Annotated in this window: 8 protein-coding genes; 1 reads left to right on the top strand and 7 read right to left on the bottom strand. The window is 65.3% G+C overall.

The window, feature by feature from the left end:
• Nucleotides 1-37: 37 nt before the first annotated feature.
• From ntrC to glnA, 4 genes are all read right to left on the bottom strand, one after another.
• The gene (ntrC, locus tag KT882_RS08005) at nucleotides 38-1,612 is read right to left on the bottom strand and encodes a nitrogen regulation protein NR(I) (protein ID WP_228895214.1); all 1,575 of its coding nucleotides are present in this window, start codon (nucleotides 1,610-1,612) and stop codon (nucleotides 38-40) included.
• 68 nt (nucleotides 1,613-1,680) lie between these two features.
• Nucleotides 1,681-2,790 (bottom strand): nitrogen regulation protein NR(II), encoded by a 1,110-nt coding sequence (gene glnL / locus KT882_RS08000; RefSeq protein ID WP_161075545.1) that lies wholly within the window; start codon nucleotides 2,788-2,790, stop codon nucleotides 1,681-1,683.
• A 55-nt stretch (nucleotides 2,791-2,845) separates the two neighbouring features.
• Nucleotides 2,846-3,337 carry a DUF4124 domain-containing protein gene (locus tag KT882_RS07995; RefSeq protein WP_161075544.1) on the bottom strand — a complete coding sequence of 164 codons (492 nt, stop codon included), beginning with the start codon at nucleotides 3,335-3,337 and terminating at the stop codon, nucleotides 2,846-2,848.
• A gap of 99 nt (nucleotides 3,338-3,436) precedes the next feature.
• On the bottom strand, nucleotides 3,437-4,852 hold the full coding sequence (glnA, locus tag KT882_RS07990; RefSeq protein WP_161075543.1) for a type I glutamate--ammonia ligase: 1,416 nt from the start codon (nucleotides 4,850-4,852) through the stop codon (nucleotides 3,437-3,439).
• A 282-nt stretch (nucleotides 4,853-5,134) separates the two neighbouring features.
• Between glnA and KT882_RS07985 the strand changes: the two genes are divergently transcribed.
• Nucleotides 5,135-5,593, top strand: coding sequence for a rhodanese-like domain-containing protein (locus KT882_RS07985; protein WP_228895213.1), 459 nt, complete (start codon nucleotides 5,135-5,137; stop codon nucleotides 5,591-5,593).
• A gap of 54 nt (nucleotides 5,594-5,647) precedes the next feature.
• Here KT882_RS07985 and KT882_RS07980 read toward each other — a convergent pair whose 3' ends face one another.
• The 3 genes from KT882_RS07980 to KT882_RS07970 form a co-directional block, all read right to left on the bottom strand.
• Nucleotides 5,648-8,134: a TonB-dependent receptor plug domain-containing protein gene (locus KT882_RS07980; protein ID WP_161075541.1), complete on the bottom strand. Its 2,487-nt coding sequence runs from the start codon at nucleotides 8,132-8,134 to the stop codon at nucleotides 5,648-5,650.
• 125 nt (nucleotides 8,135-8,259) lie between these two features.
• Nucleotides 8,260-9,597, bottom strand: a complete 1,338-nt coding sequence (locus KT882_RS07975; RefSeq protein WP_161075546.1) for a TAXI family TRAP transporter solute-binding subunit — start codon at nucleotides 9,595-9,597, stop codon at nucleotides 8,260-8,262.
• Nucleotides 9,598-9,758: 161 nt separating this feature from the next.
• Entirely contained in the window at nucleotides 9,759-12,911 is a 3,153-nt protein-coding gene (locus tag KT882_RS07970) for a transglycosylase domain-containing protein (protein ID WP_228896575.1), read from the bottom strand.
• Between the last annotated feature and the right edge of the window lie 107 nt (nucleotides 12,912-13,018).

The following is a 13,018-nucleotide window of genomic DNA, read 5'->3' as shown; positions in this document are numbered from 1 at the left end:
GCAAAGCCGGAAGCTTAGCACGGCCACAGCGGCCCTGCTAATCGTCCTTGGCGCCGTCGATGCCCAGTTCGGCGATCTTGCGCGTGATGGTGTTGCGGCCTATGCCCAGGCGCACCGCCGCGTCGTTCTTGCGGCCATGCGTGTACTTCAGCGCCGTGCGTATCAGGGCCGACTCGAACTGCCGTCCCAGCACGTCCATCACCTCCTGCTGGCCGCTGGCCAGCATGCCGGCCGCCTGCAGCTCCAGCAGGCCCAGCCAGCTGTCGGCGCCGGCCGCGGCCAGCCCGCCATGGCCCGCGCCGGATGATGCCGCACCACCTGCCGCCCCACCCGCCGCCCCGCCCGCCTGCTCGGCCGGCAGCGCCAGCACCGTGCCGTGGTGCTGCATGGCGCCGTGCTCGTGCGCCGCGCCGGCCGGCGCGGCCAGGCTGACAGGCATCGCTGCGCTGCCGCCTGCCTGTTCCTGGGTCAGCTCCAGCGGCAGGTCCTTCACCTCCACGGTCTGCCCCGGCGCCATCACGGTGATCCAGTTGCACAGGTTTTCCAGCTGGCGCACATTGCCCGGCAGGTCCAGGCTGCACAGGAAGGCCAGCGCGCTGTCGCTCATGCGCTTGGCTTCCACGCCCAGCTGCTTGGCGCTCTGCACCAGGAAGTGCCGCACCAAAATGGGGATGTCCTCGCGGCGCTCCCTCAAACTGGGCAGGCGCAGGCGTATCACGTTCAGGCGGTGGTACAAGTCCTCGCGGAACAGGCCGTCGCGCACGCGCTGCTCCAGGTTCTGGTGCGTCGCGGTAATCACGCGCACATTGGCCTTCAGCGGCTGGTGCCCGCCCACGCGGTAGAAATGGCCGTCCGACAGCACGCGCAGCAAGCGGGTCTGCAAATCGAAGGGCATGTCGCCGATCTCGTCCAGGAACAGCGTGCCGTTCTCGGCCTGTTCGAAGCGGCCGCGCCGCGTGGTCTGGGCGCCGGTGAAGGCGCCGCGCTCATGGCCGAACAGCTCGGACTCGAGCAGGTCTTTCGGAATGGCGGCGGTGTTGAGGGCAATAAAGGGCTGGGCCGCGCGCGGGCTGTGCTTGTGCAGCGCGCGCGCCACCAGCTCCTTGCCGGTGCCGGACTCGCCGGTGATGAGCACCGTCACATTCGACTGCGACAGGCGGCCGATGGCGCGGAACACTTCCTGCATGGCCGGGGCCTGGCCGAGGATCTCGGGCGTCTCGGCCGGGCCGGACTCCACGCTGGTCTCACGCAGGCTCTCGTCCAGCGCGCGGCGGATCAGCTCGACGGCCTTGTCGATGTCGAAGGGCTTGGCCAGGTATTCGAAGGCGCCGCCCTGAAAGGCCGCCACCGCCGAGTCCAGGTCGGAGAAGGCGGTGATGATAATGACCGGCAGGCCGGGATGGCGCGACTTGACCAGCTGCAGCAGGTCCAGGCCGGAGTCGCCCGGCATGCGGATGTCGGACACCAGCACCTGCGGCGTCTCATGCTCCAGCGCGGCGATGGCGTCGCGCGCGTTGGCAAAACTCTTGGTGGCCAGGCTTTCCCTGGCCAAGGCTTTTTCCAGTACCCAGCGGATCGATTCGTCGTCGTCAACTATCCAGATTGGCTTCATGTGTTCTCAGTATCCCGCGGATGGATCAACAATCAAGGGACCCGGCCCCAATATCGCGCCGCGCCCGCTTATGGCAGGGGCAGCAAGATCCTGAAGTCCGTATATCCAGGCCGGCTCTCGCACTCGATCACGCCCATGTGCTGCTGCACAAAGGTCTGCGCCAAGGTCAGTCCCAAACCGCTGCCGCCCTCCCGGCCCGACACCAGCGGGTAGAAAATGCGGTCGCGGATCTGGGGTGCGATACCCGGTCCATTGTCGATGATATGCAAATCTAATGCCAGGTTGTAGCGCACCTTGGCCAGGGTCACCTGGCGCGCCACCCGCGTCTTCAAAACCAGCTCGGCGTCGCCCTGCTCAATGCGCTGCGACAGCGCCTGGGCGGCGTTGTGCGCGATGTTAAGTACGGTCTGGATCAGCTGCTCCTTGTCGCCACGGAACTCGGGGATGGAGGCGTCGTAGTCGCGCCGTATCGCCAGGCCGGAGGGGAACTCGGCCAGGATCAGGCTGCGCACGCGCTCGCATACTTCATGGATGTTGACGTCGCCCACGATGTGCGGGCGGCGGTGCGGCGCCAGCAGGCGGTCCACCAGCGTCTGCAGGCGGTCGGCCTCCTTGATGATGACCTGGGTGTACTCGCGCAGCTCGGCCAGGTGCAGCGGCGGCAGCTCCATCTCCAGCAGCTGCGCCGCGCCGCGTATGCCGCCCAGCGGATTCTTGATCTCGTGCGCCAGGTTGCGGATCAGCTCCTTGTTGACCTGGCTCTGGTCCAGGATGCGCTCCTCGCGGTCCAGCTTGAGCTGCTGCACGTTCTCGCGCAGCTCGATCAGGATGGCGCCCGGCGGCTCGTCCAGCGCCGACACGATGCTGTGCACCTGCAGCGGCTCCTTGCCGGCACGCTCCAGCGCCAGGTCCTGGCGCAGGTCGGAAAACTTGTGCGCGCGCGCCTGCGCGATGATATTGACCAGCTCGTCGGGATTGGAAAACAGCGCGGCGAACTTCTGGCCCGACAGCGCCTTGACCGAGCTTTCCAGCAGGTTCTCGGCGGCGGCGTTGACGTAGCTGATCATGCCCTCGGCGTCCAGCAGGATCACGGCCGAAGCCAGCAGCTCCAGCCCGGCCAGCGATTGCGGGCGCGCCAGCGCGGCCGCCGCGCGGGCGATATTGGTGACGATGCTCATGTGCCTCCCCTTGGGGGTGGTGCGGAAAAGGCCGGCGGAGAATCCGAACAGAATATCAGCGGATATTCTGGATCTCGCGCTTCAGCGCTTCCACGTTCTTCTCGGACCGGCTGATGCTGTCCTTCAGGCTGGCTACCCGTTCCTGGTATTTCGCATAATTGCGCTCGTCGCCGCGCCGCTCAGGCTCGCCGCCGTTGAACTCCTTGCGCAGCTCGCTCAGCTTGGCCAGCTCGCCGTTCAGCTCCTCCTGCAGGATCTGGCGGCGGTCGGCGTCGCGCGCCTTCTGCTCGCTGCTGTCCACGCGCGGGAAGTCGCCCGGCGTGGCGGCCGGAGGCGGCGCGCTGCGCGGCCTGGCGGCGTTCTCGGCGCGGCGCGCGGGGGCCGGGATCGCGCCCGGGATATCCAGCGGCTTGCAGTTGGCGTGCTTGCGGCTGTCGGTCAGCTCCTTGTGCCCGCTGGCGTCCACGCACAGGAAAATCTGTCCCTGGGCCGAGGCCAAACCAGAAGCGAACAACAATGCGATAGGTGCAAAATTCCAGGTAGTCATGCCCCGACTATACAACATCCGGTAAAAAAAACGCGAGGAGAGCAGCTGCTGTCCTCGCGTCTGGTTGCAGGCCGGCCGGAGCCGGCGCCGCGTCGCCTATTACAGCGAGTAGTACATGTCGAATTCGACCGGGTGCGTGGTCATGCGCATGCGGGTCACTTCGGTCATCTTCAGTTCGATGTAGGCATCGATCATCGAATCGGTGAACACGCCGCCGCGGGTCAGGAACTCGCGGTCCTTGTTCAGGTGATCCAGGGCTTCTTCCAGCGAAGCGCAGACGGTTGGGATCAGCGCGTCTTCTTCCGGTGGCAGATGGTACAGATCTTTCGATGCGGCTTCGCCCGGATGGATCTTGTTCTGCACGCCGTCCAGGCCGGCCATCATCAGTGCCGCGAAGCACAGGTATGGGTTTGCCAGTGGGTCTGGGAAGCGGGTTTCGATACGGCGGCCTTTAGGATTGGCCACGTGTGGAATACGGATCGAAGCCGAACGGTTGCGGGCCGAGTACGCCAGTTTCACTGGAGCCTCGTAGCCTGGCACCAGGCGCTTGTACGAGTTGGTGCCTGGGTTGGTGATCGCGTTCAGTGCCTTGGCGTGCTTGATGATGCCGCCGATGTAGTACAGCGCGAAGTCGGACAGGCCTGCATAGCCGTCGCCGGCGAACAGGTTTTTGCCGTCTTTCCAGATCGACTGGTGCACGTGCATGCCGGAACCGTTGTCGCCAACGATAGGCTTAGGCATGAAGGTGGCGGTTTTGCCGTAGCTGTGGGCCACGTTCCAGACCACATATTTCAGGTTCTGGGTCCAGTCGGCGCGCTCAACCAGGGTCGAGAACTTGGTGCCGATTTCGTTCTGGCCGGCGCCGGCCACTTCGTGGTGGTGCACTTCAACCGGGATGCCCAGCGATTCCAGGATCAGGCACATTTCCGAACGCATGTCCTGGAAGGAGTCCACTGGCGGCACCGGGAAGTAGCCGCCCTTGACGGTAGGACGGTGGCCGCTGTTGCCGCCTTCGATGTCCTTGTCGGTCGACCAGGAAGCTTCGTCGGAGTCGATCTGCACCTTGGCGCCCGACATGTCGATTTTCCATTTGACGGAATCGAAGATGAAGAACTCTGGCTCAGGACCGAAGTAGGCGGTGTCGCCCAGGCCCGACGATTTCAGGTAGGCTTCAGCGCGCTTGGCGATGGAGCGCGGGTCGCGGTCGTAGCCCTTGCCGTCCGACGGTTCGATCACGTCGCACTGCATGAACAGGGTGGTCTCTTCCATGAACGGGTCAATGTTCGCAGTTGCCGGGTCAGGCAGCAGGATCATGTCGGATGCTTCGATGCCTTTCCAGCCGGCGATCGAGGAGCCATCGAAGGCGTGACCGGATTCGAATTTGTCGATATCGAAGTGCGATACAGGCACGGTGACGTGCTGTTCTTTGCCGCGGGTGTCAGCAAAGCGGAAATCAACGAATTTCACTTCGTTATCTTGTACCATTTTCAATACATCTGCGGCGGTCAGTGCCATGCGTCTCTCCTAGTGAAAAAGTGGGGCAGCCCACGCTGTTGCGTGCAGCTTGAAACTCGTCAATCCTTAAAGCAGGAAGCGTGCCAGAAGATTTCCCCTCTTGCACTACTTTTGCGCATGAGCTTATGTGCACAATGTTGGTGCATATCCAAAATTATGCACCTCAACGGTGCGAAATTTTGGCATTTTGGAAAAATGCATCGGCATGGTGCAAAAAAACTTCCATGGACGATCGGGCACTATAATAAACGCAATATTGACAGCAGAAGTGGGAAATGTGCCATGAACAGTATTGCCGATATCCTCGCCCGGGCGCGCAGCCGCGACGCCGCCCTGCCCTACGCGGGCGCCGTCACGCCCGCCGAAGCGCACGCGCTGCTGGGCGCGGACAGCGCAGTGAAACTGATCGATGTGCGCACCAATGCCGAGCGCGACTGGGTGGGCCGGGTGGCCATCCCGGAGTCCCAGCATGGTGCAGTCCAATGGAGCACCTATCCGGGCGGCGTGCCGAATCCGCACTTCCTGGAACAGTTGGGGGCGGTGGCGAAGAAAGACGACGTGCTGCTGTTCCTGTGCCGCTCCGGCGTGCGCTCGCGCCATGCCGCCAAGCTGGCGACCGAGCACGGCTACACCCAGTGCTACGACATCCTGGAAGGCTTCGAAGGGGATAAGGACGCGGAAGGCCACCGCAAGCAGGTAGGCGGCTGGTGCAAGGCCGGGCTGCCGTGGCTGGGCGCCTAGACGGCACCGGCGGGTTACGGCGCTGCGCGCCTAACCCGCCGTCAGGCCCGGGACTTACAGGCTGTAGTTCAGGCGCGCGTACACGAAGCGGCCCGAGCGGCCGAACGGCGAGTAGTTCGAATATGGCGCGTTACCCGTCGTGTTGAGCGCAGCCGGATAGGCGTCCGGATACTGGTCGAACAGGTTGTCCGCACCCACCGCCAGCGACAGCTTCTTGGTGATGGCGTAGCGCCCTTCCAGGTCCACCAGCGTCTTGGCGCTCATCCAGAAGTCCAGCGCGGCCGTGGTGCCCGGCGCCAGGATCTTGCCGTAGCGCGTGGCGCGCGCCGTCACGCCGAAGTCGCCGTAGGACCAGGTGCTGCTGCCGATGAACTTGGTCTTGGGCGTGCCGTCGGTGAAGGTGAGCACGTTGACGCGGTCGAACAGCACCGGCGCCGGCGACAGCGCGGCCAGCTGGGCCGTCACAGGCACCTTGGTCACGTCGGTCTTGGTGTAGTTGCCCGCCACCGTGAAGTCCAGCTTGCCGTAGCCGTTGGTCTGCACCGGCCAGCTGGTGACGATGTCGATGCCCTTGGTGGTGGTGTCCACGCCGTTGATGAAGAAGCGTCCGCCGCCCACGCCGATAAAGCCCTGCTTGGTCAGGAAGTCCCGCACATTGGCCGCCGTCAAATTCTCGGACAGCACGATGCGGTCCTTGATCTTGATGTGGAAGGCGTCCGCCGTCACGTTCACCGCGCCCAGGCGCAGCACAGAGCCGACCGAGAAGTTGACCGATTTTTCCGCGTCCAGCGGCTTGGCGCCCAGCGCGATGGCGGCCGGGTGGCTAGGCTTGAAGGTGGTGATCTCGAACGGCACGCCGTTGATGAAGTTGGTCGAGGTCGACGTGAAGAACTGCTGCTGCGGCGAGGGCGCGCGGAAGCCGTTCTGCACCGAGCCGCGCAGCGCGAACTCGGGCACGAAGTCGTAGCGGCCGGCCAGCTTGCCGGACACGCTGTTGCCGAAGTCGGAGAAATGCTCGCCGCGGATGGCCACCGAGCCCAGGAACTGTTTGGTCAGGTTGGCTTCCAGGTCCACGTAGGCGCTGTAGGCCTTGCGGCTGTTGTCCGATTCGTCGGCCGGGCGGAAGCCGGGGAAGACCTGCGCACCCGGAGGCGCTGGCGTGCCGTTGGCCAGCACCTGGCCGCCGTAGCGCCACGAATCGGCTTCGCCGGCGAACAGTTTATAACCTTCGCGCCGCACTTCCGCGCCCACCGCCAGGTTGACCGGCGTAGCCAGGCCTGCGTCGAACTGGCGCACGCCGGACAGGTTCAGCGTCAGCTGGTCGTACCAGAAGCCGCCCGCGTCGAACACGGTTTTACTGGACGGGCCGATGGAGCGGTTCAGCGTGTTCTCGATGGTGTACTGCATCTTGTTCTTGCCGTAGCCGATGGACGCGTCCATATCCCACGCGCCGGCCTGCCAGGTCACGCCGCCGGTGGCGCTGTAGTCGTCCACGTCCGGCGCGATGATGGGCAGGAAGCCGTCCGGGTAGATGGAGATGATGTTCTGGTCCTGCAGGGCGCGGCGGAAGAAGCCGGCCGACTTGGCTTCGCGCTTCTGGTAGCTGGTCCAGCCGTACAGCTTGGCGCCGCCTTCCAGCGCATAGCCTGCGTTGGCGAAGATGGTGGACTGCTTCATCTCAGGCTCGCCGTACCAGGCGTTGAAGCGGTTGATGGTTTTCTCGCGCGGGTCGAAGGCGCCGTTCACCAGCGGGTATTGTTGGCGCACGTCGTAGCCGCTGCGCTCGGTGTGCTCCTGGTCCTTGTATTCGGCGGCGACGGTCAGGTAGCCGCTGTCGCCCAGCTCGAAGCCTTTCCAGCCGCTGACGGTGGCGGTGCCGCCGTCGTTGCGCTTGCGCGAGGTCTCCGTGCCCCAGGTGGCGCCGGTGGGCACCGCGCCGGCGATGAAGTCGTAGTCGGTGCGGCGCTGGCCGTAGGTGGCGGTGAATTCGCCGCCGGTCTTGTCGGTGCGCAGGCGCAGGTTGACCACGCCGGCAATCGCGTCCGAGCCGTATTGGGCGGAGGCGCCGTCGCGCAGCACTTCAATATTCTTGAGCATGGCCACCGGGATGGTGTTCATGTCCACCGAGGAGGAGCCGCGTCCGATGGTGCCGTTCAGGTTCACCAGCGAGGACGTGTGGCGTCGCTTGGAGTTCACCAGCACCAGCGTCTGGTCCGGAGCCAGGCCGCGCAGCGTGGCGGGGCGCACGGTATCGGTGCCGTCGGCCAGGCCGGGGCGCGGGAAATTCAGCGACGGCAGCGCCACCGACAGCGCCTGCGCGATTTCGGCCACGCCGGTGTTCTTGATGGTGTCGGCGCTGATGATGTCGACCGGCGAGGCGGTGTCGAGCGCGGTGCGGTTCGCCACGCGGGTGCCGGTGACGACCACGGTGGCCGAGTTGTCTGCTGCAGGAGTGGAGGAAGCTGGTGCGGATTGCGCGGCGGCGTGGCCGGAAGCGAACAGCGAAGCGATGGCGACTGCGAGTACTTGATTTCTCTGCATTGCAACTCCTAAGGTGGTTGAATTTTTTTGCTTTACTTAGTATCGCCTTGCCAAAAAAGTAAAGTCAAAACAATTGCAACCGCTCTGTCGCGCCACTGTAACAATTAAGTAATATTACGTATCGATCAGCCAGCCGGCGCGTCCTCCGCGTGCGCGCCCAGGATGCGCTGCCGCACCAGGTTGATATGGCTGCGCAGGCCGTACAAGTCGTCGGCGAAGGACAGCGGTATCGAAATCTGGTTCACCTTTTCCTCGATGTCGTTCAGGCGCTCGAGCTGCTCGGCGTGGACCTTGGCGCGCTGCTCCTGCGGCGCGGCGGCCAGCGCCTGCTCCACCGTGCGCAGCTGGCCGTACCAGCGGAACACGCGCGAGCGGATGCGCCACACGTACAGCGGCGGCACCACTTTCGACAGCGGCAGTATCAGCGCGCCCAGCGCCACCACCACCACCCACATGCGGTCGAAGAAATTGGCCAGCCAGAAGCTCATGTAGCGCTGCAGGAAAGGCGGGCCGTCCTTGTAGAACTTGGCCGCCTCGTGCGCCACCGGGATCTCGCTGTACTTGGGCGACGGGAACTGGCCCTGCTGCTGGAACCAGCCGGCGCCGCTGTGGATGGTGCTGGCGGCCTGCACCAGCAGGTCCACCAGCGCCGGATGCAAGTCGTCGCGCGCCACCAGCGTGGCGGTGGGCGCGATCAGGTGGTAGTCCTTGGCCGGCAGGTCGCGGCCCAGGTCCACGATCCCGCGCGGCAGCACCACGTGGGTCAGGAAAGGCAGGCGGCGCGTGTAGGCTTCGGCCTGGGTGAAGTCGAACAGCTTGATGCCGGGCGTGATCAGCAGCATCTGGATCAGCGGCGCGTCCGGCGCGGAGCTGAACACCAGGCCGTCGATGCGTTTTTCCAGCAGCTCCACGGTGGCGGGCGTGTTGGCCAGCGAGCTGACCTTGAGCTCGGACGGCTCCAGGCCATTGGCCTCGAGCACCTGCTTGAACAGGCGCGGCGCGCCGCTGCCCTCGGGGCCGAAATTGATGCGCAAGCCTTTCAGCTGCGTCAGGTCCTTGACCTTGACGTCCTCGCGCAGGAACAGCCAGAGCGGCTCGGTGAACAGGCTGCCCAGCGAGATCAGGCCTTTGCGCTCGGCCTCGTCCTGGCTGGTGGTGCCGCTTTGCAGGAAGGCGATGTCGGCCTCGCCGGCGGCCAGGCGCTGCAGGTTTTCGTAGGAGCCGGTGGACGGCTTGAGCACCACCTTGATGCCGTGCTTGCCCAGCAGGTCGGCGTATTTTTTGCCGAAGGCTTCGTAGGCGCCGTTTTCCTGGCCGGTGGAAAGCGTCACCACGCGCGGCGGCGCGGGGTCGACCAGCACATAGGCCAGCACGCAGGCGGCGGCGATGGCCAGGATGGTGGGACCGGCGGTGACGATCAGGTCCCGCACGGAAAAACGCGAGAACTTGAGGATCTTGGTCATGTGGTGGCGCATGGGTTTCATGGGGCTACACCATGCCAACAAATGAGCAAACATGCAAGGGGCGCGCGGTTTGGCGGGTTACGCTGCGCTAACCCGCCCTACGCATGCAAACGTAACGACTCGTAGGGCGGGTTAGGCGCGCAGCGCCGTAACCCGCCAACTCAGCCGCCGCAGGCGCGCAGCGGCGGCGTGGCGCCGCCGACAGCAGGCGCCAGCGAGGGCTTGGCGCCCGCTGCGCCAGTGTTGAGCGAAGCCGCCACCACGCCGGCCTTGGGCGCGGCGTTCGGTTCGATCAGCGGCATCAGGCTGGGCGCCAGCACCACCAGCAGCTGCACCGGCAGCGCGCTGGTGAAGTCGTAGTTCTTCGATTCCGGCCCGTGCACATAGGCCGTCATGCTGCCGAAGAAGCGCTCGCCGATATTGAACACAAAGGTGGCTGAGCGGTTCACGAAACGCGACTCGATCAGCCGTCCGCCGCCGCCGTACACGTCGAAGCGCTGATCGCCGGTGCCGGTCTTGCCGCCCACCGGGATAATGCTGCCGTCGCTTTTCACAAACGCGGCCTTGACGCGCTTGGCGGTGCCGTCCGACACCACTTCGCGGATCGCGTCCGCCGCGGCGCGCGCCACTTCCGGCGACAATATCTGTTCGTTGCTGGTGGGCTTGCCGCGCTTGAGCAGCGTTTCATACGGCGTGCCCGATGCGAAGTGCAGCGAAGTGATGCGCTGGCTGCTCTGGCGCACGCCGCCGTTGATGATAATGCCCATCATCTCGGCCAGCGCGGAAGGCCGGTCGGCCGAGGCGCCCAGCGTGGTGGCGTAGGACGGCACCAGCGACTCGAAGGGATAGCCCATCTTCTTCCATTGGCGGTGGATGGCCATGAAGCTCTCCATCTCCACCAGGCCGGCGATGCGCTTGTCCTGCGCGTGCTTGCGGTGGGTCTTGAACAGCCACTGGTAGACCTCCTGGCGTTCCTTCTCGCTGGCCGCCACGGCCTGCGCCATGGTGGCGTTTTCGTTGTTGCGCAGATAGGCCACCAGCCACAGCTCCAGCGGATGCACATTGGCCAGGTAGCCGCGGTCGGCCAGCGACCACTTGTCCATCGCGTACTGCTCGTACATCTTGGCGGCGCGGTCGTCCTGGATCTCGTTCTGCGACGGCAGGTTGTCGTTCAGGAAGGTGCTGAACTGCTCCACCGTGGCGTTCGGGTACAGGGTACGGTGGATATTGGCCAGGCGTACCGGCGTGGGGCGGATGCTGGCCACCAGGATCTTGTCCAGCTCGGCCTTCGGCTTGCCGCGGTACTTGGAATAGAAGCGGTACAGGAATTCCTTGCCTTCCTTGTCGGCGAAGCGCGCCAGGTAGTCGGCGCGGCGCGGGTCATCGGCGTCGGCCAGCAGCGAGGCGGAGGAGCCGGGCGCCTGGAACATGTAGTACTTCACCACGTCGCGCATCAGGCGCACGAACACCAGGTTGGTGGAGCGGCGCAGCGCTTCGCGCACGGTCAGGATGCGGCTGTCGTCCTCTTTCGAGAAGTTGCCGAAGGTGTGCACGCCGCCGCCGGTGAAGAAGCCCTCGCCCGGATTGCCGGAGTATTTGCGCTCCATGGCGTCGGCCAGCATGTCGGTCAGGCCGCGCTTGTCCGACGGATGCTCGAGCAGGTAGGCCACGGCCCACTGGCTCAGGCGGTCCTGCGGCGCCAGCACCTGCTTGCGCAGCTGGTCCGGACTCATGTCCTTGTAGCGCTTGTGCAGCTGGTCCACGATGTCCAGATAGGTCACCAGCGTGCGCAGCTTGGCGGTGGAGCCCAGGTCCAGCTTGGCGCCCTCGTTGATGTCCAGCGGCTGGTCGAAATTGTCGGTCTGCAGGCGCAGGAAGTTGGTGCCCTCGCCTTTTTCCAGCAAGGTGAAGCTGTACACCACATTGGCCGGGTCGCCGTTGCCCAGCATGCCTTTGCCGGTCAGGCCCGCCGCCTTGGCCATCTCGGGATCGCGCAGGTCGCGCAGCACCTGCGTCACCTTGCGCTGCGCTTGCGCGTCCAGCGTGCTGACCACGTTCAGGTCCAGCCGGTCCAGGTTGTACATGCGGTTGTCGCCCAGCAGATTGGCCAGGTGGTTGCGCACCGAATTCGAGGCCTTGCGCTCGACGAAGGACATGTCGGGCGCCGCCGCCAGGCCGTTGCCGGCGGCCGGATGCAGGCGTTCCTTCAGCGCCGCGTCGCGCAGCGCGGGAGTAATGATGCCGGCCTGCGCCAGCACGCGCAGATGGCTGTTGGCCAGCGTTTCCAGGTCGGCGTCGCCGGCGCCCAGGTAGTAGCTGGGGCGGCGCTGCGCGATCAGCAGGCTGAGGGCCTCCTTGAAGGCCAGCGCGCTGCCCGGCTGGTCCATCTTGCCGCCCAGCAGGCGGTTGACCTCCTTGAAGTCGCGCCCGTACCAGACCCACATGCCGTCGCCGATGCCGTTTACTTCGCCGTAGCCGGGCTTGGCCGACAGCGGCACCGTGTTCAGGTAGTCCACCACGATCTGGCGCCGCACGCCGCTGGTGTCCGGGCCGTACTGGTAGGCGCGCAGCGTGGCCGAGATCATCTGCTGCAGCTTGTCCTTCATCGAGCCGGTGCGGCCTTCCGGCGAGTGGCGGTATTTTTCAATCTGCGTGGCCAGCGTGCTGCCGCCGGCGGCGCGGTGGCCGCCCGCCACGGCGCTGACCGACTTCTCCAGCACCGCCTTGCTCAGGCGGTCCCACTCCACGGCCGGATTGCGCTTCGGATAGGTGTTGTCGAGCAGCTCGCGGTTCTCGATGAACAGCAGGCTTTGCACCAGCGCGGTCGGGGTTTCCTTGAAGCCGGGGTAGATGCGCTCGGGATAGCTGGCGGTGAACAGCGGCTCGGCGCGGCAGTCCACGATATTCAGGCCGGTGCGGGTTTTCTCGCGGTAGGTGGCGAAGATGCCCATGTCGGCCAGCTCAACCATCTTGGGCGAGAAGCGCGCCTGCGCCGCCACTTCGTAGTCGCGCGCTTTCAGCTTGCCCAGGTAGTCCGGCAGGTTGGCGTAGCCCAGGCGCTCGTCGTAAGGGCTGTCGTGCGGATAGCGGATGGCTTTGCTCGGGCCGGGCTCGACCTTGTAGCTGATCTTGCCCGCCAGTTCGGAGAAGAACTTGGCCTGCATGGACGAGGTGCGCATTTCCTGCAGCATCCACCAGATTGCCAGCGACAGCAGCACCAGCAGCAACAGGATGAAGGCGTTGCGCGAGCGCTTGCTCTTGGGCTTGCCGGGCTCGGACGCTTCCGGTTCGGCCGCCTGCGCATGCAGCAGCACGGCGGTTTGCGGCTGCGGCACCACGCGCAGACGGTTGCGGCGCTGGATGCCGATGGCCGCCGCACCTGCACGCAATTTACGCACTGCGCGCGCAACGATAAGGGGCC

Origin of the sequence: Pseudoduganella aquatica, from assembly GCF_020865585.1 — a bacterium.
GTDB classification, from domain to species: domain Bacteria; phylum Pseudomonadota; class Gammaproteobacteria; order Burkholderiales; family Burkholderiaceae_D; genus Rugamonas; species Rugamonas aquatica_A.
This window is presented reverse-complemented; position numbering and strand designations above follow the sequence as displayed.